Genomic DNA, 17,834 nt, shown 5'->3' with positions numbered 1-17,834 from the left:
AAACAATGTATGGCTGAATACCCGATAAACAAGGGTATCGGCCGTCCGGTCGAGTTCAAGGGTCTGAAGGCACAATACCTCTTCATTTTCTGCGGAGGTCTGCTGGCTCTCTTCATCCTGTTCGTCATCCTCTACATGGTCGGCATCGACCAGTGGGTATGTATCGGCTTCGGCGCGGCATCGTCCTCCGTCCTCGTATGGCAGACCTTCGCGCTGAACGCACGGTACGGCGAACACGGGCTTATGAAGCTGGGAGCGGCACGGAACCATCCCCGATACCTTATCAACCGGCGGCGGATCACCCGATTATTCAAACGGCAACGAAAGGAAGAAACGACATGAGAAATACATCCAAAATGACGACACTGGAAAACAAGTTCCCGCTATTGGCGGTGGAGCATGGCTGCATCATCTCCAAAGACGCCGACATCACGGTGGCTTTCGAGGTGGAGCTGCCGGAGCTTTACACCGTGACGGGCGCGGAGTACGAGGCGATACACGGCTGCTGGTGCAAGGCTATCAAGGTGCTGCCGGACTTCTGCGTCGTCCACAAGCAGGACTGGTTCATCAAGGAACGCTACAAGCCGGAACTGCAAAAGGAGGACATGAGCTTCCTGAGCCGCTCGAACGAGCGTCACTTCAACGAGCGTCCGTACCTGAAGCACACCTGCTACCTCTACCTGACCAAGACGACAAAGGAGCGTAACCGGATGCAGAGCAATTTCAGCACGCTGTGCCGGGGGCATATCATCCCGAAGGAACTGGACAAGGAAACCGCCGGGAAGTTTATGGAAGCCGCCGAACAGTTCGAGCGCATCATGAACGACAGCGGATTTGTCAGGCTGCGCCGGCTCTCCACTGACGAGATTGTCGGCACGGAGAAGTCCGCCGGGCTGATAGAGCGTTACTTCTCGCTTATGCCCGAAGGGAATGCGACCTTGCAGGACATCGACCTCTCGGCAAAAGAAATGCGCATCGGCGACAACCGCCTGTGCCTGCATACACTCTCCGATGCGGAGGATATGCCCGGAAAGGTGGTTACCGACATCCGCTATGAGAAACTCTCCACCGACCGCTCGGACTGCCGCCTCTCCTTCGCCTCCCCGGTGGGGCTGCTGCTCTCCTGCAACCACATCTACAACCAGTATGTGATTATCGACAACAGCGAGGAAAATTTGCAGAAGTTCGAGAAGTCCGCGAGAAATATGCAGTCGCTATCCCGATACAGCCGGAGCAACAGCATCAACCGCGAATGGATAGACCAGTACCTGAACGAAGCCCATTCCTACGGGCTGACCTCGGTGCGGGCGCACTTCAACGTCATGGCGTGGAGCGACGACGCGGAGGAACTGAAGCATATCAAGAACGACGTGGGCAGCCAGCTGGCAAGCATGGAGTGCGTGCCGCGCCACAACACCATCGACTGCCCGATGCTCTACTGGGCGGCGATGCCCGGCAACGCGGCGGACTTTCCTGCCGAGGAAAGTTTCCATACGTTCATCGAGCAGGCGGTATGCCTCTTTACGGAGGAAACCAACTACCGCAGCTCGCTCTCGCCCTTCGGCATCAAGATGGTGGACAGGCTCACGGGAAAGCCCCTGCACCTCGACATCAGCGACCTGCCGATGAAGCGCGGCATCACCACCAACCGCAACAAGTTCGTATTAGGTCCTTCGGGCAGCGGCAAGTCGTTCTTCATGAACCACCTCGTGAGGCAGTATTGGGAACAGGGCGCGCACGTGGTGCTGGTGGACACGGGAAACTCCTATCAGGGCTTGTGCGAAATGATACGGCGCAAGACAAACGGCGCGGACGGCGTGTATTTCACCTATACGGAGGAGAAACCGATTTCGTTCAACCCGTTCTACACCGACAACTACGTGTACGACGTGGAGAAGAAGGACAGCATCAAGACGCTGCTGCTGACGCTCTGGAAGTCGGAGGACGACAAGGTGACGAAGACCGAGAGCGGCGAGCTGGGCAGCGCGGTGAACGCCTACATCGAACGCATCAGGGCTGACCGGAGCATCGTCCCCTCGTTCAACACCTTCTACGAGTACATGCGCGACGACTACCGCCGCGAGCTGGCACAGCGTGACATCAAGGTGGAGAAGTCCGACTTCAACATCGACAACATGCTCACCACCATGCGGCAGTATTACCGGGGCGGACGCTACGACTTCCTGCTCAACTCCACGGAGAACATCGACCTGCTCGGCAAGCGGTTCATCGTCTTCGAGATTGACAGTATTAAGGAAAATCGCGAGCTTTTCCCGGTGGTGACCATCATCATCATGGAAGCCTTCATTAACAAGATGCGCCGTCTGAAAGGCGTGCGCAAGCAACTGATAGTGGAAGAGGCTTGGTTGTGACATGTAAGTCTTGTATATGATTGTTCAACTTTCATTCCACGAGTTGGAATTAGAATGATTGAACCTGTTGTTCCGTCAACAGTAGCCTATGGGAACGTGCGGTATTAAGCAATGAACCCGTGCGGTAACAGAACCAACAATGAAGCCCTTCCGAAAGGAGAAGTTTGAACCGTGAGGGGATTACAACTGCCGTTAGTATCGAATGGCAGGGGAGCTAGGCTGAATGGTATGAATAACGTAATGTGAACCGTTGATAAACGTCGTAACTTCGAATGAGCCGCTAATGATACTGGGCTCTAACCCAAAAGGGACGCAGTCGGATAACCTTCTCCATGCTAAGGTTACACGGACATAACGACTGCCGGCGGATAGACGGATTCTAACCCATTCGTTTGTCATATACAAGAAACATGGTAAACCCGTACTTCTCCTGTGTAACAACAGGTAAGCAGACCGTAAGTGAAGCCGAATGGAGTGCGGGCAGAGGAATGCGGAGAAAGCGAATGCCGTCCTGTAATGGGACGGATAGAGGTTGAAACATCACCTCACACGAAAGTGGGCAGACTTCCGCATGGTGGATGTTTTACAAGAAACTTATAGAACTTATTAAAGAAGAAAAGCAAATGAACGAAATTAAAACATCGTGTGCATCTACTGACCGGAAATGGAACACTTGGGAAAGCATAGACTGGAACAAGTGCAAGATAGCGGTTAATAAGCTACAAGCACGTATTGTAAAAGCTCAAAAGGCGGGCAAACACGGCAGGGTGAAATCCTTGCAGTGGGTGCTGACGCATTCGTTTTACGCTAAGGCTTTAGCCGTAAAGCGTGTTACATCAAACAGTGGCAGTGACACCGCAGGCATTGACAAGGTGAAATGGTCAACTCCCAATGCCAGATTCAAGGCTATCGGTGAACTGAAAAGAAGAGGCTACAAGCCCCAGCCGTTAAAAAGGGTCAATATCAAAAAGAGTAATGGGAAACTACGTCCTTTAGGCATCCCGACAATGAAAGACAGGGCTATGCAGGCATTATACCTGCTTGCGTTGGAACCTGTATCGGAAACAACTGCGGACAGTAATTCCTACGGTTTCCGTAAAGAGAGAAGTACTGGAGATGCAAGGGAACAATGTTTTTGTGTCCTTGCAAAGAAAACTTCTCCCGAATGGATTATGGAGGGTGACATCAAAGGTTGTTTCGACCACATCAGCCACGAATGGCTGCTGAACAATATCCCTATGGATAAAGTGATGCTGCGGAAATGGCTCAAATGCGGTTTCGTCTTCAACAAGGAGCTATTCCCCACGGAAGAGGGTACTCCACAGGGCGGTATCATTTCACCAACTCTTGCGAATATGACACTGGACGGACTGCAAACTATGCTTGCAGAGAAGTATCACAAGAAATTTGTAAACAGGAAAACGACCTACTATCCCAAAGTACATCTTGTACGCTATGCGGATGATTTTATCATCACGGGTAGAAGCAAGGAAGCTTTGGAAGAAATCAAACCGTTAGTAGTGGACTTTCTCAAAGAAAGGGGATTAACCCTGTCGGAAGAGAAAACAAAGATTACACACATTGATGACGGATTTGATTTTCTTGGGTACAATATCCGAAAATACAAAGGAGTGCTTCTAATCAAACCGTCCAAAAAGAGCCTGAAGAAATTCATGCAGAAAATCCGGGGAATCATTGATTCCAATAAAGGAAGCAAACAGGAATCACTTATAAGGCTCTTGAATCCTCTGATAACAGGCTGGGTAAACTACTATAAGAATTGTGTGGCTTCGGATACATTCAGAAAAGCTGACTACCTGATATTTGAAAAGTTATGGCAATGGGCTAAGAGACGACACCCCAAGAAAGGCAAATATTGGATTGCCGACCGATACTTTACACGGGTAAAAAACCGTAACTGGTGCTTCGTGGCAAACTTCAAGAAAGGCAAGACTGATGACAGGATTGCACTGAAAAGGCTGTATGATACAAAGATTACCCGATATGTCAAGGTAAAAGGTGAAGCAAATCCCTTTGACCCCGAATGGACAGAGTATTTTGAAAAGCGCAAGACTTACAAGATGCTACAGTCGCTCAACGGTAGAAAATCATTGCTGTACATGTGGGAAAGACAGAACCATTTATGTCCCGTATGTGGTAAACCCATAGACAAGGAACATCCTTGGGGAACTTCCCAACAAATAGTCAACGGCAAGAAAGTAAATTTCCTGTTGCATGACAGTTGTAGAAGAAAAGTCATTCAAACTAATAAGATGTAACTATGAGCTGGTTTCTATTAAATAGAAATTTAACACCGCTTGAGCCGTATGATTGGAAACTTTCACGTACGGTTCTGAGGGGGGAAAGGGGCAGTAATGCCCCTGACCTACCCGGCAAGGCTCTCTCTTCGGCGAACATGGCTGAGTACCTGCGCTATATGTACAAGACCGTGCGCAAGTATTACGGGGAGGCAATCGTGGTGACGCAGGAGGTGGACGACATCATTTCCTCGCCTGTCGTCAAGGAGAGCATCATCAACAACTCCGACTGCAAGATACTCCTCGACCAGCGGAAATACATGAACAAGTTTGATGCCATACAGTCCCTGTTGGGTCTTACGGAGAAGGAGAAGTCGCAGATACTCTCCATCAACATGGCGAACAACCCGTCAAGGCTCTACAAGGAGGTCTGGATCGGACTGGGTGGCACGCAGTCGGCGGTTTATGCCACCGAAGTTAGTGCTGAAGAGTATCTGGCGTACACCACCGAAGAAACGGAAAAAGTAGAGGTTTACTGTCTGGCGGAGCAGTTGGGCGGCGACATCGAAGCCGCAATCCGGCAGCTTGCCGAAAGGCGGAGAAAAAAGGAATAAGTAGAAACAGATTCATCAACTAAAAAAGAAAATGCGTATGAGTATATCAAGAACGAAAATGCTGCAAGTCAGCAAGTGTTTAATCGGGCTGGCAGTCATGATGCTGCAATCCTGCGAAACCGTGGACAACCGCCGCGACCAGCTTTGCGGGAACTGGGAGAGCGTTGAGGGAAAGCCCGACGTGCTTATCTACAAGGAGGGCGAAGTCTATAAGGTAACGGTATTCAAGCGGAGCGGCATCCGCCGCAAACTGAAGCCGGAAACCTACCTCTTGCAGGAGGAGAACGGCAACCTGTTCATAAACACCGGATTCCGTATCGACGTGTCCTACAACGAGGCGACGGACATCCTGACCTTCTCGCCGAACGGGGACTACGTGCGTGTGACCCCGAAACCGGACCATCCGGCAAGCGGAGAATAAATAATGAAACCCACTAAAATCCAAAGTAACATGAGAACAAGAATGACACTTATTATCTGCCTGTGCCTGTTTGCAGCCGGCAGGGCAAGCGCACAGTGGGCGGTGATAGACCCGTCCAACATCGCGCAGAGCATCGTGAACACCTCGAAGAACGTAGTGCATACCTCGACCACCGCCCAGAATATGGTGAAGAACTTTCAGGAAACGGTGAAAATCTATGAACAGGGCAAGAAGTATTACGACGCCCTCAAATCCGTGAACAACCTGGTGAAAGACGCCCGCAAGGTGCAGCAGACCATCCTGATGGTAGGCGACATCACCGACATCTACGTCACCAGCTTCCAAAAGATGCTGCGCGACGACAGCTTCACGGTGGAGGAGCTGGGAGCCATCGCCTTCGGCTACACGAAGCTCTTGGAGGAGAGCAACGACGTGCTGACGGAGTTGAAAAATGTGGTGAACATCACCACGCTCTCCATGACCGACAAGGAGCGTATGGACGTGGTGGAACGCTGCCATTCCAAGATGAAGCGTTACCGCAACCTCGTGAGCTACTACACCAACAAGAACATCGGCGTGAGCTACCTGCGGGCAAAGAAGAGGAACGACCTCGACCGCATCATGGGGCTGTACGGCAGTATGAACGAAAGATACTGGTAGCCTATGGAGTTCGACAACCTTCATCAGATCCTGCGCTCGCTCTACGGGCAGATGATGCCCCTGTGCGGTGACATGGCGGGCGTGGCGAAAGGGATAGCCGGGCTGGGCGCGCTGTTCTACGTGGCATATCGTGTATGGCAATCACTGGCGAGAGCCGAACCGATAGACGTGTTCCCCATGCTCCGCCCGTTCGCCATCGGTCTGTGCATCATGTTCTTCCCCACGGTGGTGCTTGGCACGGTGAACAGCGTCCTCTCTCCCGTGGTGCAGGGCACGGCGAAACTGCTGGAAACGCAGACGCTGGACATGAACCGGTACCGTGAGCAGAAGGACAGGCTGGAATACGAGGCGATGGTGCGCAACCCCGAAACCGCCTACCTCGTGTCAAACGAGGAGTACGACAAGCAGCTGGAGGAACTGGGCTGGTCGCCCGCCGACATGGTGACGATGGCGAAAATGTACCTCGACCGGAAGATGTACGAAATAAAGAAAGGCATCCGCGACTTCTTCCGCGAGATACTGGAACTGATGTTCCAAGCCGCCGCCCTCGTGATAGACACCATCCGCACCTTCTTCCTCGTGGTACTGGCGATACTCGGTCCGGTAGCCTTCGCCATCTCGGTGTGGGACGGCTTCCAAAGCACGCTCACGCAGTGGTTCTACCGCTACATACAGGTCTATCTGTGGCTTCCCGTGTCGGACATATTCAGCACGATACTCGCCAAGATTCAGGTGTTGATGCTCCAGAGCGACATCGAGCGTATGCAGACCGACCCCAACTTCTCGCTGGATTCCAGCGACGGGGTGTACATCGTGTTCATGATAATCGGCATCATCGGCTACTTCACGATACCGACGGTGGCAGGCTGGATTATCCAAGCCGGAGGCATGGGAAGCTACGGTCGCAACGTGAACCAGACGGCAGGACGAGCCGGAAGCATGGCGGGCAGCGTGGCGGGTGCAGCCGCAGGCAACATGGTCGGACGTGCTGGGAAACTGCTGAAATAATCAACTGACAATTAAAAACGAATAAAAAACAATGGAATTCAAGTCACTCAAAAACATCGAATCATCGTTCAGGCAGATACGCCTGTTCGGTATCGTCTTCCTCTCGCTGTGCGCCGTGATAACGGTATGGAGCGTGTGGAGTTCCTACCGCTTCGCGGAGCGGCAGCGGGAGAAGATTTACGTGCTGGACAACGGCAAGTCGCTGATGCTGGCTCTCTCGCAGGACCTGTCGCAGAACCGTCCGGCAGAGGCAAGGGAGCATGTGCGCCGCTTCCACGAGCTTTTCTTCACGCTCTCGCCCGAAAAGAGCGCGATAGAGCATAACGTGAAGCGTGCCCTGCTATTAGCGGACAAGAGCGTGTACAACTACTATTCGGACTTCGCCGAGAAGGGGTACTACAACCGCATCATCGCCGGGAACATCAACCAAGTGCTGAAGGTGGACAGCGTGGTGTGCGACTTCAACGGCTATCCTTACCGTGCCGTGACCTACGCCACGCAGAAGATCATCCGGCAGAGCAACGTCACCGAGCGCAGCCTTGTGACCACATGCCGCCTCTTGAACTCGTCCCGTTCGGACGACAACCCCAACGGGTTCACCATCGAGGGTTTCACCATCATCGAGAACAAGGATTTACAAACCATCAAACGCTAACAGGCATGAAAGGAATCGGAAAATCGCTGTGGAGGGTCTATTGGAAACTCCACGACAAAAAGAAAATGCTGGTGGCAAGGCTCAAAGGGTATCTGGACGGCTTGCCGCCGAAGACACGCAGGCGTGTCGTGCTGGCAATGCTCGCCGCATTCGCCGCGCTTGCCCTCTACACCTTCGGCAAAGCCGTCCATGACATCGGCAGGAATGACGGCAGCCGTATGGTGACAGACCATGCCGGACAGGTGGAACTGTCCTTGAAGCCTGAAGTGAGTGACAATTTTACACCTTATTATAATAATATGTATGGAACAGACGAAGAATGAACCTAAAAACGAGAACAAGGCGGCTCCCGACAACGGGAAACCGAAGAAGGTGCGCAAGCCGCTGACCGAAGCCCAACGGCTGAAACGTCAGAAGATGATAGTGCTGCCCGCTATGGTGCTGGTATTCCTCGGTGCAATGTGGCTGATATTCGCACCGTCCTCCGGCAAGGAGCAGGAGCCGGGAACGGGCGGCTACAACATCGAAATGCCCGACGCGGACAAGGCGAACCGCCGGATTATCGGCGACAAGGCGAAAGCCTACGAACAGGGGGCGATGGAAGAACGGCAGGAGAACCGCGACCGTGCCATGCAGCAGTTGGGCGACCTGTTCGACCGCGAAACAGTGGAAGCGGACAATGGCAGTGACTTCGACCTTGCCAATCCCGGTGGAACGGAAGAGGCGGTGAAGCCCGCACCGAAAACCATCCAATCCTCCGCAGCCGCCTACCGCGACCTCAATGCCACGCTCGGTAACTTCTACGAGCAGCCGGAGAACGACAACGCGGAGATGGACGAACTGCTGGAGCGTATCGCATCGCTGGAATCGGAACTGGAAAGCGAGAAAGGCAAGGCGTCCGCTATGGATGAGCAGGTGGCACTTATGGAAAAGTCCTATGAGCTGGCGGCGAAATACATGGGCGGTCAGAACGGCGGCAAGCCGGAACCGGTGCAGGCGGCTGAGCCTTACCCCGTGCAGAAAGCCGGAAAGAACACGGCGAAACCCGTCAGGCAGGTAGTGCATCAGGTGGTGTCCTCGCTTGGACAACCGATGAGTAACGCCGAGTTTGTCGCCTCCTTCTCGCAGGAGCGTAACCGCAATTTCAACACGGCGGTGGGCGTCACGACCGTATCGGACAGGAACACCATATCGGCGTGCGTCTATGGGGCGCAAAGCGTGACCGACGGGCAGGCGGTAAGATTACGGCTGCTGGAGCCGATGGCGGTGGCTGACAAAATCATCCCCCGTAATGCGGTGGTGGTCGGCACGGCAAAGATTCAGGGCGAACGGCTTGATATTGAAATTACTTCGCTGGAGTACACAGGTACGATCATCCCGGTGGAACTGGCGGTGTATGACACGGACGGGCAGCCCGGCATCTTCATCCCCAACTCGATGGAAATGAACGCTGTCAGGGAGGTTGCCGCAAACATGGGCGGCTCGCTGGGGAGCAGCATCAATATCTCCACCAATGCAGGGGCGCAGCTCGCCTCCGACTTGGGCAAGGGGCTGATACAAGGCACGAGCCAGTATATCGCCAAGAAGATGCGCACGGTGAAAGTGCATCTGAAAGCCGGGTACAGGGTCATGCTCTATCAGGAGATAGACTGAAAACAGAATACAGAAAAAGTAACAACAACCAATGTTTAATTTACCACTAAAATCCAAAGTAATATGAGAAAAGTAATCATCATGTTTGCCCTCGCTATGGGCATCGCTACTGCCAACGCGCAGGAGAACGTGACCGTTGGAACGGACAACGGCAGTGTAGAACAGCCGACGACAGAACAGCCGACCTTGACAAAGGAGGTCTATCCGCAGAAGGAGGCGGACGGCGACCTGTACCACGGGCTGACAAGAAAGCTGGGATTTGACCGCATGGTCCCCCCGCACGGTTTGGAAGTGACCTACGACAAGACCGTCCACGTCATTTTCCCCTCGGAAGTGCGCTATGTCGATTTAGGCTCGCCCGACCTGATTGCGGGCAAAGCCGACGGAGCCGAGAACGTCATCCGCGTGAAGGCTACCGTGAGGGACTTTCCGAACGAAACCAACATGTCCGTAATCACGGAAGACGGAAATTTTTACACCTTCAACGTGAAGTACGCCGCCGAACCGCTGCTGCTCAACGTGGAGATGTGCGATTTCATCCATGACGGCTCGGCGGTGAACCGCCCGAACAACGCGCAGGAAATCTATCTGAAGGAGCTGGGCAGCGAAAGCCCGATGCTGGTGCGCCTTATCATGAAGTCCATCCACAGGCAGAACAAGCGCGAGGTGAAGCACATCGGCTGCAAGCGTTTCGGCATCCAGTACCTGCTGAAAGGCATCTACACGCATAACGGGCTTCTGTATTTCCACACGGAAATCAAGAACCAGAGCAACATTCCTTTCGACGTGGACTACATAACGTGGAAAATCGTGGACAAGAAGGTAGCGAAGCGTACCGCCGTGCAGGAGCAGATCGTCCTGCCGCTCCGCGCGCAGAACTACGCCACGCTCGTGCCGGGCAGGAAGAGCGAGCGCACGGTCTTCACGATGGCAAAGTTCACCATCCCCGACGGCAAGTGCCTCGTGGTGGAGCTGAACGAGAAGAACGGCGGTCGCCACCAGTCCTTCGTGATTGAGAACGAGGACTTGGTACGAGCCAATACCATCAACGAACTTCAAGTGCGCTGACTATGAAGAAGTACCTTTTCATGATTATCGCGTCGCTTGCCCTGTTCACAGGGCGGGCGAACGCCCAGCGGTGCCTGCCGAAGATGCAAGGCATCGAGGTCAGGGCAAACATGGCGGACGGCTTCAATCCCGGCGGCAACGACGGCGGGTACAGCTTCGGGGCGGCTCTCTCCACCTACACGAAGAAAGGTAACAGATGGGTGTTCGGCGGCGAGTACCTGCTGAAGAACAACCCCTACAAGGACGCAAAGATACCCGTGGCACAGTTCACGGCAGAGGGCGGCTACTACTTCAAGATACTGTCCGACGCGCGTAAAACCGTGTTCGTCTATGCGGGTGCTTCGGCTCTTGCCGGGTATGAATCGGTGAACTGGGGCGAGAAGGTGCTGCCTGACGGCTCCACGCTCCATGACCGTGACGCCTTCATCTACGGCGGTGCGCTGACGCTGGACGTGGAGTTTTACGTGGCTGACCGTATCGCCCTGCTCGCCAACCTCCGGGAGCGTTGTCTGTGGGGTGGCGACACGAGAAAGTTCCATTGCCAATTCGGGGCGGGCATCAAGATAATCATCAACTGACGCACCGCATGGAGCATACGGACATCGACATGATAAGGCGGATTCCGTTGGCAGACTTTCTCGCGCGGTTGGGGCACGAGCCTGTACGGAGAAGCGGAAACGAGCTTTGGTATCGTGCGCCGTACCGCAATGAGCGCACACCCTCTTTCCGTGTGAACGTGGCGAAACAGCTCTGGTACGACTTCGGTTTGGGCAAGGGTGGCGACATCTTTACGCTTGCCGGGGAGTTTGCGCAAAGCGTGGATTTTATGGAACAGGCGAGGTTTATAGCGAAAGCCGCAAATATGGTGGTTGATAGGTCGGCTTTTCCGACCTATCAACCGAAGCCTGCCGAACCTGCCTTTGAAGGAGTGGAAGCCGTCCCGTTGCTCCGCTCACCGCTGACGGACTATCTGGCGGAACGGGGCATACCTTATGCCGTTGCATTCCACCATTGTTTCCGCCTGAACTATGGCGTGCGTGGAAAGCGGTATTTCGCAATAGGCTTTCCAAACATGGCTGGCGGCTATGAGGTACGCAGCCGCCATTTCAAGGGTTGCATACCACCGAAAGATGTGTCACTGGTAAAGCTGGAAAATACCGCTGCCGACGTGTGCAGCGTGTTCGAGGGATTTATGGATTTCCTTTCTGCTGCCACACTCGGCATAGTCGGCAATGGCGACAGTCTTGTGCTGAACTCCGTTTCCAACGTGGAAAAGGCGATGAAGCATCTGGACGCTTACGGACGCATCAACTGTTTCCTTGACCGTGACGAAGCCGGACGGAGGACGCTTGACGTTCTTGGCAAACGCTATGGCAGACGTGCCTGTGACCGTTCAGCCCTCTATGACGGTTGCAAGGACTTGAACGAGTATCTGCAACTGACAACGAAAAAAGAAATGAACAATAACTTAAAAATCAAATTGAAATGAACATACTGAACAACAAGAACCGAAGAAAATCCATCTTCAAGGCGTTGGCACTCTGCCTGTTCGCCGCCGTGTCGCTCACGCTCGTGTCGTGTGACGACGACATGGACATCCAGCAATCCTATCCCTTCACGGTGGAAACCATGCCCGTGCCGAACAAGGTGACGAAGGGGCAGACGGTGGAAATCCGCTGTGAGCTGAAAAAGACGGGCGACTTCGCCAACACCCTCTATACCATCCGGTATTTCCAGTTCGAGGGGGAAGGTACATTGAAAATGGACAACGGCATTACGTTCCTGCCCAACGACCGCTACCTGCTCGAAAACGAGAAGTTCCGGCTGTACTACACGGCAGAGGGCGACGAGGCGCACAACTTCATCGTGGTGGTGGTGGACAATTTCAAAAATTCCTATGAATTGGAATTTGACTTCAATAATCGGAACGGTAAGGACGACATTCAGACCGTCATCCCTATGGGCAATTTCAAACCTCTGCCAAGATGATGCGTGTATTCATGGCTATCCTCTGTTCGCTGCTGGCGGTCTGTTCCGTGTCCGCACAGATCAGCCGCCAAGAGGGAACGGACAGACAGGCGGCAATCTACCGCCTGCCACTCATGGAGCGGGCTTTTCTATGCACCCGCTATTTTGAAGGCTGGCATGACCAAAGCTGCTATCCCTACTTGGGCTGGGGGCATCGTTTACAAAAAGGCGAAAGGTATTCTGCACGCACCATGACGAAACGGCAGGCGGACGCGCTCCTGCGCAAAGACCTGCGGAAGTTCATCGCCATGTTCCGTAGGTTCGGGGCGGATTCGATTTTGCTTGGCACGCTGGCTTTCAATGTCGGTCCGGCGAAACTTTTGGGCGGCAACGGATACTCCAAAAGCACGCTGATCCGAAAATTGGAAGCGGGCGACAGGAACATTTATCGGGAGTATATTGCTTTCTGCAATTACAAGGGTAAACGGCACGCCATGCTGCTCAAACGGAGGAAGGCGGAATTTGCGCTGCTGTATGTTCCGTGATATGGCAAGTGCCTGACAAAAGAAAATCCGATGAAGCTGCCTGCTTCATCGGATTTTCCGCTTTCATTTCATACATTCGGTATTGTTCCCATGTCGATTACCTCACCGTCCCTGCAATGTTCGATGATGCCGGGTGAAAATCCCATGCTTCCGATTGCGATATGACGGATATACTCCGCATACTCCCGACCTTGAAAATTCTTTCCCGTCAGGTTTTTGAAAATCATCTTCATGCCTGTTCCGTCATCGCTGTGCAAGATGATTTTTCCGTTCTGTCTGATTGCTTCCATGATTAAAACTTGTTTTTGTAAATATTATCGAAGATTAGACAAGGTTTCTTTGCTACTTTCTTTGTCCGCCATCATGCTCACCGAAAGAAAGTAGGGCGGCTTTTGCCGCCCACCCCTCAAAATCGGGTGTAAAGCCCCGTTACCATCGTGAACATTTCTTCCAGCATATCGCAATATATCCCCTTGTGCGTTTCGATGTCCTTCGTCTTGCACTCGAATGTCTTTTTGCTGAACGTCCTGCGGTAGAAACGCATATTGTAGAGGTCTGCCCCTCCGTCATAGATGATGTCAAGGCGGTTGGCACTTGTCTTGTTCCTCGCAAGGCTCATGCGCAAGCCGTTGCCCATGTCTATGAAGTCCTTGCTTCCAGTCATGGCGGCAAAGCGTCTGCCGCCTATCTGCTCCAAAATTGTCTTCGCTATCATATACGCTGTCTTTTAGGGTTTATATGTTGGCGGTGCGGACACCGCCAACTTGTTCAACATTCTGTTATCTCGGCAATGGGTGTGTTTCGTTTCAACCATTCCATCAGGCACTCCATATTGTACTCGCTTGTGATGACTGCCGTATGGCTGTCAATGGCGGTAAACCTGCTACTTTCATAGTCATCTATCCACTTTTTTAGGGTATCAACTCCCCACGCTTCGGCATCGTCAAAGATGCCGTCCAATACTTTGATAGGCTCGCTGAACTTCACTATCAGCGTTTGGTAGGCTGCGTTCATCGTCTGTCCTCCTTTCCTCCCTTTGCCGTGAGCCACTTGTCCCGTGCGGCTCGGCACTCGTCCAACGTGGGTTTGACACAAGAGAACAACTCTCCGTTTGTGGGATGGCGGTAGTCGTACTGCACAAGTGTCCGCTTGCGTCTGCCGATACCTAATTGGAAACGCTCGTATTTCTCCGTACCTGCTTCGGTGCAGGTGCTTATTCCGTTGATGGTCATTCGTGTTGCCATAATCGTTGATTTTAGAGTGGTTAAAAATGTACTGACAAAACTCTGTTGCGCATCACCATTTCGGGGTCACTCGTATAGCGTTGGTGCAGGTAGAAATGGTGGGAGCCGAAGCCGTAAAGGAAAAACCTGTCAAGTTCGTGCTTCTCGGCAAAGTCCTTGACGCTTGCCCTTAACTGCTCCTCACTCGTTGCCAGAGTGAGGAGGTTTACAAATTCAAGGAACATTGTGGGGATTTTATCGTCCCACAGACAAATCATGCTTTCAATTCTTACTTCCATACTATTGGGTATTATAGGTTTATACTATGCCGCTTCCATTCGTTGGCGGATAAGGTTCACGTTGCTGTTCACAAGGTTTACAATGCGGTCGTGGTATTCGGTGTTCTCGTTGCATAAGCCACGGCACTGCACCACCTCCAAAGTTTTCAGTGATACCTCTATCGTTTCTATGCGTCTGCCGTCAATGGTCGCTGAAAGGATAAGAGAATTTTCCCGATTGTGGTAGCCACCCACGCAATGGTGCATCATACGTCCTTCCTCTATCATTTCCTCCACGCTCTCTATGACCTTGATACGGATAAGGTTGTCGGAGAACACAAGTCCGAAGAAGATACCTTTGGCTTTTAGATAGTTCTTCTCGTCCTCAATCGCCTTTTGCCGTTGCTGTTCCGTCCGCTCACGTTCCCTTTGTCGGTTACGCTTCGCCACCAACTTGTCGTGTTCGGCTTTGAGGTCGGCAGGGCAAACGTACTTCGGGCTGTTCGTGTCCTTGCCGAAATGACGCAGGAGGTCTATCGTGTCACGCCACATAGAGCCGTTGGCAATGGTGTAGCCATTTCGGATACATATCTTCAAGGATGCCCAATACTCTACGATATTGAAAGAGTGGTATATATAGTAACGCAACATGGGATATTGCCCTGCCTTCAACAGCGTTTCGGCTCGGCAGTCGGAAAGTATGGCTTTGAAAAGGTCGTAAGGCAGGATGTTGTGATAATCACCCTTGAAGCCGTTGCGTTTCACTTCGGGTATGAAACGCTGTCGGGGGTAGGTGCATACCGGATTTATGTCGTATGCCCGAAATTCTCCGTTCTTGCGTACTTCCATGTCGCTGTATTCATTCCATAGGTCGTAATAGAACAAGGACATGCCACGCAATCGGGCAACGGTCGTTGTCTTGCCGTCGGGGGCAATCCACCTCTGCACCACTTCAAAGATGGAATATTCGGCTGGCTGCCCTGCCTTGTATCGTGACTTGACGGAAAAGAAGCGTATCACTTGGTATCGCTTGCAGGTGGTGACGATGGAGAAATACTCCATATCTCTGAAAACACTCTTTCGGGTGCGCAATGCTTCCAACTCCATACCGCAATGGGAGCAGGTGCATCCGCAAACGGTATCCGCAAGGTCGTGGTCGCTTTTCCACGAATGTCCGCATTCGGTGCAGATGTTCGTGCCGTCTGCCCTTTTGACTGCGTAATGCTTGAAGCAGTGGCGGAAAGCGTATGCCCTTTGTTCTTCGGTCAATCCCGGTAGTCGCTTGCTCAAACGTGCGACTTCCTGTTGTATGCGTGTTTTCGGTTTCATAATCAGAAGTCAAATAGTGATGGTTCAACTTTGGTTTCTTTCTTCGCTGTCGGCTTGTTGCGGTTCTGCAACTTGCGGAGTTCCTCGTCTTGGTATTGTCGGATAGCGTTCTGCCGTGCTTCCGCCTTTTCCTCCGCTGTGAGTTCCACCACATGGTTCACGGCTACCTTGCATTGGATAGGTTCGCCCACCTCTATCTCGTTCTCGTCATAGTAGTGGACGGCTTGTCCGTATATCTCTCCGTCCGTGAAGCCGTTGCAACCACTTTTCTGCACATAGTTCAGAATATAGGTCACGCAATCGTCTATGTTCTTGGCTGGGTTGCGGTAGTTCTTGGCAAAGAGCGCATCTTCCGCTGCCCGCTGTTCCAAGTACATCTGTATCGTTCTTTTGAAATGTTCTGTTCCTTTCATATCGCTGTCGTTTTTATCAGTTATACATTTTTCCGTTTCCCAAAAACTCGTAGTCGTTGGCTGCGCAACTCTCCTCGAAACTCTCCTCGCTGCACTGGTATTCCATATCGTCACGGCACGACTTGAAGAAGCTGTCAAGGCACTTGTCCATGAGGTCGTACAGAGTGATTCGGGTGTCGGGTGCTTTCAGAAAGTCGTAGATGGGTCGAAGAATGTCCTCGTCTGCGCAATAGCCTGTCAGTACGCAGCAATTATCCGTGAATACACGGCTTTTGCGTCTTTTTTTGTAATTGCCTTTGAGGTAGTAGGTTCTCGGCTTGAATAGGGTGTGCCAATAATTATTGACGATGTATTTCAGAAGCCGTATGCCGCTGAGTTCCTCTTCCTCTCCGCTGTAACGTGAGGTGAAGCGGTAGGAATAACGGCACGTGTCATAACTCCAATCGTTAACTTTGACCTTGAACACACTTTCAAATGCTTCCAGCGTGTTACGGTTGTCACTGTCCCATCCGTATTCAAAGGTGTGCAGCCATTCGCTGTATGCGGTTTCTCTCGCTGCTACGGAGAGTTCGGCTAATTGGAAAAGGTCGTATGTCCTTGTTATCGTTCTCATATCGCTGTCGTTTTAGATGGTCTGTTTCAGTATCTCTCTCCAATAGGTCGGCTCCACCTCGCTCAAAAGGAAGTCTGTAAAGTCCCTCCGTGCGTCCTTGTTCAGTTCTCGGTAGAGTTCACGGAACACGGATATGTTGCCGTTGGTGTACGTTTCCACCATGTACACGAAGATGTTGTCCACCTCGTAGTATCTGCACTGCTGCGCTGCCGTTTTGCTGCTTCTCTTTGCCATGTCGGTAGGGGTTAAAGGGTGAATAACCAAAGGATGAAGCCGAAGAAGGCGATTGTGGAAAGGATAGCCATGATTACGCCTATCGTTACTCGGAACACTCCGTTTACAATTTCTCTGATGATACCCCAAAGGATGCCGAACACCCCGAAGGCGGTGCGCACCATTAAGCCGCATATCGCAAGCCCTATGTACTGTGCCATTTGTCTGAAATCTGCCGTTGCCGTCATATCTTCGCTGTTTTGATTTTTTTGTTTTAATGCGGATTCAAGAGCTGAGGGAGTTGAGTTTCAAACTATCTTATCTGCCTCTCGTTTATCCGACATTTTTTTTATGCGTCTTTCTGTCGCATCGGTCGTTTTCGTTTCGGGTGCTTAAAAAGGCAGGGATTAGGGGATGCAAGGTTTTTCGCGGAAATACTACCCGCAGGGCTGGAGATTTCCGCAGAAAACAGGAGGCTTGACCTTGCATTCCCGTCCAATCCCGGAATTACCTTTGCGCCCAGAACGGAAATGACTGCCTGAT

At 52.2% G+C, this 17,834-nt stretch carries 24 protein-coding genes and 1 pseudogene; 15 read left to right on the top strand and 10 right to left on the bottom strand.

Going from position 1 to position 17,834, the window contains the following annotated elements; all coding sequences use genetic code 11:
• Positions 1 to 9 precede the first annotated feature (9 nt).
• The 15 genes and pseudogenes from A4V03_RS03665 (at position 10) to A4V03_RS03595 (ending at position 13,222) form a co-directional block, all read left to right on the top strand.
• Complete coding sequence (locus A4V03_RS03665; protein ID WP_018667411.1) at positions 10 to 342, top strand: DUF4133 domain-containing protein; 333 nt, start codon at positions 10 to 12, stop codon at positions 340 to 342.
• Entirely contained in the window at positions 339 to 2,372 is a 2,034-nt protein-coding gene (locus tag A4V03_RS03660) for a TraG family conjugative transposon ATPase (protein ID WP_172323550.1), read from the top strand. Before A4V03_RS03665 ends, A4V03_RS03660 begins: the two co-directional genes overlap by 4 nt.
• A 623-nt stretch (positions 2,373 to 2,995) precedes the next feature.
• Positions 2,996 to 4,651, top strand: coding sequence for a group II intron reverse transcriptase/maturase (gene ltrA, locus A4V03_RS03655; protein WP_065540268.1), 1,656 nt, complete (start codon positions 2,996 to 2,998; stop codon positions 4,649 to 4,651).
• Between the two features lie 20 nt (positions 4,652 to 4,671).
• A pseudogene (locus A4V03_RS03650) lies at positions 4,672 to 5,244 on the top strand (TraG family conjugative transposon ATPase); the annotation flags it as partial.
• Positions 5,245 to 5,281: 37 nt separating this feature from the next.
• Entirely contained in the window at positions 5,282 to 5,665 is a 384-nt protein-coding gene (locus A4V03_RS03645) for a DUF3876 domain-containing protein (RefSeq protein WP_172323552.1), read from the top strand.
• A gap of 30 nt (positions 5,666 to 5,695) precedes the next feature.
• On the top strand, positions 5,696 to 6,325 hold the full coding sequence (locus tag A4V03_RS03640) for a DUF4141 domain-containing protein (protein ID WP_057098481.1): 630 nt from the start codon (positions 5,696 to 5,698) through the stop codon (positions 6,323 to 6,325).
• A gap of 3 nt (positions 6,326 to 6,328) precedes the next feature.
• Complete coding sequence (traJ, locus tag A4V03_RS03635; RefSeq protein ID WP_065538004.1) at positions 6,329 to 7,333, top strand: conjugative transposon protein TraJ; 1,005 nt, start codon at positions 6,329 to 6,331, stop codon at positions 7,331 to 7,333.
• Positions 7,334 to 7,364: 31 nt separating this feature from the next.
• A complete protein-coding gene (gene traK / locus A4V03_RS03630) occupies positions 7,365 to 7,988 on the top strand; it encodes a conjugative transposon protein TraK (protein ID WP_004308925.1) in 624 nt (207 codons plus the stop codon).
• A 5-nt stretch (positions 7,989 to 7,993) separates the two neighbouring features.
• Positions 7,994 to 8,311 carry a TraL conjugative transposon family protein gene (locus A4V03_RS03625; protein WP_018667417.1) on the top strand — a complete coding sequence of 106 codons (318 nt, stop codon included), beginning with the start codon at positions 7,994 to 7,996 and terminating at the stop codon, positions 8,309 to 8,311.
• Positions 8,292 to 9,641, top strand: a complete 1,350-nt coding sequence (gene traM, locus A4V03_RS03620) for a conjugative transposon protein TraM (RefSeq protein WP_018667418.1) — start codon at positions 8,292 to 8,294, stop codon at positions 9,639 to 9,641. Before A4V03_RS03625 ends, traM begins: the two co-directional genes overlap by 20 nt.
• Before the next feature lie 63 nt (positions 9,642 to 9,704).
• Positions 9,705 to 10,709 (top strand): conjugative transposon protein TraN, encoded by a 1,005-nt coding sequence (traN, locus tag A4V03_RS03615; RefSeq protein WP_018667419.1) that lies wholly within the window; start codon positions 9,705 to 9,707, stop codon positions 10,707 to 10,709.
• Between the two features lie 2 nt (positions 10,710 to 10,711).
• The gene (locus A4V03_RS03610; RefSeq protein WP_018667420.1) at positions 10,712 to 11,287 is read left to right on the top strand and encodes a conjugal transfer protein TraO; all 576 of its coding nucleotides are present in this window, start codon (positions 10,712 to 10,714) and stop codon (positions 11,285 to 11,287) included.
• Positions 11,288 to 11,295: 8 nt separating this feature from the next.
• Complete coding sequence (locus tag A4V03_RS03605; protein ID WP_065538003.1) at positions 11,296 to 12,198, top strand: toprim domain-containing protein; 903 nt, start codon at positions 11,296 to 11,298, stop codon at positions 12,196 to 12,198.
• Positions 12,195 to 12,698, top strand: a complete 504-nt coding sequence (locus A4V03_RS03600) for a DUF3872 domain-containing protein (protein WP_065538002.1) — start codon at positions 12,195 to 12,197, stop codon at positions 12,696 to 12,698. Before A4V03_RS03605 ends, A4V03_RS03600 begins: the two co-directional genes overlap by 4 nt.
• On the top strand, positions 12,695 to 13,222 hold the full coding sequence (locus A4V03_RS03595) for a glycoside hydrolase family protein (protein ID WP_065538001.1): 528 nt from the start codon (positions 12,695 to 12,697) through the stop codon (positions 13,220 to 13,222). The genes A4V03_RS03600 and A4V03_RS03595 overlap by 4 nt, the downstream gene beginning before the upstream one ends.
• Before the next feature lie 68 nt (positions 13,223 to 13,290).
• On the opposite strand, the gene A4V03_RS03590 is transcribed toward A4V03_RS03595, so the two are convergent.
• The 10 genes from A4V03_RS03590 to A4V03_RS03545 all read right to left on the bottom strand — a co-directional run bounded on the left by A4V03_RS03590 (position 13,291) and on the right by A4V03_RS03545 (position 17,539).
• Positions 13,291 to 13,512, bottom strand: a complete 222-nt coding sequence (locus tag A4V03_RS03590) for a DUF7688 family protein (protein ID WP_018667424.1) — start codon at positions 13,510 to 13,512, stop codon at positions 13,291 to 13,293.
• A gap of 116 nt (positions 13,513 to 13,628) precedes the next feature.
• Positions 13,629 to 13,937: a hypothetical protein gene (locus A4V03_RS03585; RefSeq protein WP_018667425.1), complete on the bottom strand. Its 309-nt coding sequence runs from the start codon at positions 13,935 to 13,937 to the stop codon at positions 13,629 to 13,631.
• 53 nt (positions 13,938 to 13,990) lie between these two features.
• The gene (locus A4V03_RS03580) at positions 13,991 to 14,236 is read right to left on the bottom strand and encodes a DUF6956 domain-containing protein (RefSeq protein WP_018667426.1); all 246 of its coding nucleotides are present in this window, start codon (positions 14,234 to 14,236) and stop codon (positions 13,991 to 13,993) included.
• On the bottom strand, positions 14,233 to 14,466 hold the full coding sequence (locus A4V03_RS03575) for a DUF3873 domain-containing protein (protein WP_025069036.1): 234 nt from the start codon (positions 14,464 to 14,466) through the stop codon (positions 14,233 to 14,235). Before A4V03_RS03575 ends, A4V03_RS03580 begins: the two co-directional genes overlap by 4 nt.
• Positions 14,467 to 14,486: 20 nt before the next feature.
• Positions 14,487 to 14,744, bottom strand: coding sequence for a hypothetical protein (locus A4V03_RS03570; RefSeq protein ID WP_057098472.1), 258 nt, complete (start codon positions 14,742 to 14,744; stop codon positions 14,487 to 14,489).
• A 24-nt stretch (positions 14,745 to 14,768) separates the two neighbouring features.
• Positions 14,769 to 16,052, bottom strand: coding sequence for a PcfJ domain-containing protein (locus tag A4V03_RS03565; RefSeq protein ID WP_065538000.1), 1,284 nt, complete (start codon positions 16,050 to 16,052; stop codon positions 14,769 to 14,771).
• A gap of 2 nt (positions 16,053 to 16,054) precedes the next feature.
• Entirely contained in the window at positions 16,055 to 16,465 is a 411-nt protein-coding gene (locus A4V03_RS03560; RefSeq protein ID WP_065537999.1) for a PcfK-like family protein, read from the bottom strand.
• A 16-nt stretch (positions 16,466 to 16,481) separates the two neighbouring features.
• Positions 16,482 to 17,078 carry a hypothetical protein gene (locus tag A4V03_RS03555; protein WP_065537998.1) on the bottom strand — a complete coding sequence of 199 codons (597 nt, stop codon included), beginning with the start codon at positions 17,076 to 17,078 and terminating at the stop codon, positions 16,482 to 16,484.
• A gap of 12 nt (positions 17,079 to 17,090) precedes the next feature.
• Positions 17,091 to 17,312 carry a hypothetical protein gene (locus tag A4V03_RS03550; RefSeq protein WP_008782570.1) on the bottom strand — a complete coding sequence of 74 codons (222 nt, stop codon included), beginning with the start codon at positions 17,310 to 17,312 and terminating at the stop codon, positions 17,091 to 17,093.
• Positions 17,313 to 17,323: 11 nt separating this feature from the next.
• The gene (locus tag A4V03_RS03545; RefSeq protein WP_065537997.1) at positions 17,324 to 17,539 is read right to left on the bottom strand and encodes a hypothetical protein; all 216 of its coding nucleotides are present in this window, start codon (positions 17,537 to 17,539) and stop codon (positions 17,324 to 17,326) included.
• Between the last annotated feature and the right edge of the window lie 295 nt (positions 17,540 to 17,834).

This window comes from Bacteroides caecimuris, assembly GCF_001688725.2.
GTDB classification, from domain to species: Bacteria; Bacteroidota; Bacteroidia; order Bacteroidales; family Bacteroidaceae; genus Bacteroides; species Bacteroides caecimuris.
Note: the sequence above shows the minus strand (reverse complement) of the source record. Positions and strands in the feature narration are given on the sequence as shown.

What these genes read in the sequence shown, in the direction of transcription:
- A4V03_RS03610 (WP_018667420.1), top strand. Translation starts at nt 10,712, where the DNA reads ATGAAGAAGTACCTTTTCATGATTATCGCGTCGCTTGCCCTGTTCACA.
- A4V03_RS03570 (WP_057098472.1), bottom strand. Translation starts at nt 14,744, where the DNA reads ATGGAAGTAAGAATTGAAAGCATGATTTGTCTGTGGGACGATAAAATC.
- traJ (WP_065538004.1), top strand. Translation starts at nt 6,329, where the DNA reads ATGGAGTTCGACAACCTTCATCAGATCCTGCGCTCGCTCTACGGGCAG.
- A4V03_RS03665 (WP_018667411.1), top strand. Translation starts at nt 10, where the DNA reads ATGGCTGAATACCCGATAAACAAGGGTATCGGCCGTCCGGTCGAGTTC.
- A4V03_RS03640 (WP_057098481.1), top strand. Translation starts at nt 5,696, where the DNA reads ATGAGAACAAGAATGACACTTATTATCTGCCTGTGCCTGTTTGCAGCC.
- A4V03_RS03660 (WP_172323550.1), top strand. Translation starts at nt 339, where the DNA reads ATGAGAAATACATCCAAAATGACGACACTGGAAAACAAGTTCCCGCTA.
- A4V03_RS03550 (WP_008782570.1), bottom strand. Translation starts at nt 17,312, where the DNA reads ATGGCAAAGAGAAGCAGCAAAACGGCAGCGCAGCAGTGCAGATACTAC.
- A4V03_RS03575 (WP_025069036.1), bottom strand. Translation starts at nt 14,466, where the DNA reads ATGGCAACACGAATGACCATCAACGGAATAAGCACCTGCACCGAAGCA.
- A4V03_RS03545 (WP_065537997.1), bottom strand. Translation starts at nt 17,539, where the DNA reads ATGACGGCAACGGCAGATTTCAGACAAATGGCACAGTACATAGGGCTT.
- A4V03_RS03585 (WP_018667425.1), bottom strand. Translation starts at nt 13,937, where the DNA reads ATGATAGCGAAGACAATTTTGGAGCAGATAGGCGGCAGACGCTTTGCC.
- A4V03_RS03580 (WP_018667426.1), bottom strand. Translation starts at nt 14,236, where the DNA reads ATGAACGCAGCCTACCAAACGCTGATAGTGAAGTTCAGCGAGCCTATC.
- A4V03_RS03625 (WP_018667417.1), top strand. Translation starts at nt 7,994, where the DNA reads ATGAAAGGAATCGGAAAATCGCTGTGGAGGGTCTATTGGAAACTCCAC.
- A4V03_RS03595 (WP_065538001.1), top strand. Translation starts at nt 12,695, where the DNA reads ATGATGCGTGTATTCATGGCTATCCTCTGTTCGCTGCTGGCGGTCTGT.
- A4V03_RS03605 (WP_065538003.1), top strand. Translation starts at nt 11,296, where the DNA reads ATGGAGCATACGGACATCGACATGATAAGGCGGATTCCGTTGGCAGAC.
- traN (WP_018667419.1), top strand. Translation starts at nt 9,705, where the DNA reads ATGAGAAAAGTAATCATCATGTTTGCCCTCGCTATGGGCATCGCTACT.
- traM (WP_018667418.1), top strand. Translation starts at nt 8,292, where the DNA reads ATGGAACAGACGAAGAATGAACCTAAAAACGAGAACAAGGCGGCTCCC.
- A4V03_RS03565 (WP_065538000.1), bottom strand. Translation starts at nt 16,052, where the DNA reads ATGAAACCGAAAACACGCATACAACAGGAAGTCGCACGTTTGAGCAAG.
- A4V03_RS03600 (WP_065538002.1), top strand. Translation starts at nt 12,195, where the DNA reads ATGAACATACTGAACAACAAGAACCGAAGAAAATCCATCTTCAAGGCG.
- A4V03_RS03555 (WP_065537998.1), bottom strand. Translation starts at nt 17,078, where the DNA reads ATGAGAACGATAACAAGGACATACGACCTTTTCCAATTAGCCGAACTC.
- A4V03_RS03645 (WP_172323552.1), top strand. Translation starts at nt 5,282, where the DNA reads ATGAGTATATCAAGAACGAAAATGCTGCAAGTCAGCAAGTGTTTAATC.
- traK (WP_004308925.1), top strand. Translation starts at nt 7,365, where the DNA reads ATGGAATTCAAGTCACTCAAAAACATCGAATCATCGTTCAGGCAGATA.
- A4V03_RS03560 (WP_065537999.1), bottom strand. Translation starts at nt 16,465, where the DNA reads ATGAAAGGAACAGAACATTTCAAAAGAACGATACAGATGTACTTGGAA.
- ltrA (WP_065540268.1), top strand. Translation starts at nt 2,996, where the DNA reads ATGAACGAAATTAAAACATCGTGTGCATCTACTGACCGGAAATGGAAC.
- A4V03_RS03590 (WP_018667424.1), bottom strand. Translation starts at nt 13,512, where the DNA reads ATGGAAGCAATCAGACAGAACGGAAAAATCATCTTGCACAGCGATGAC.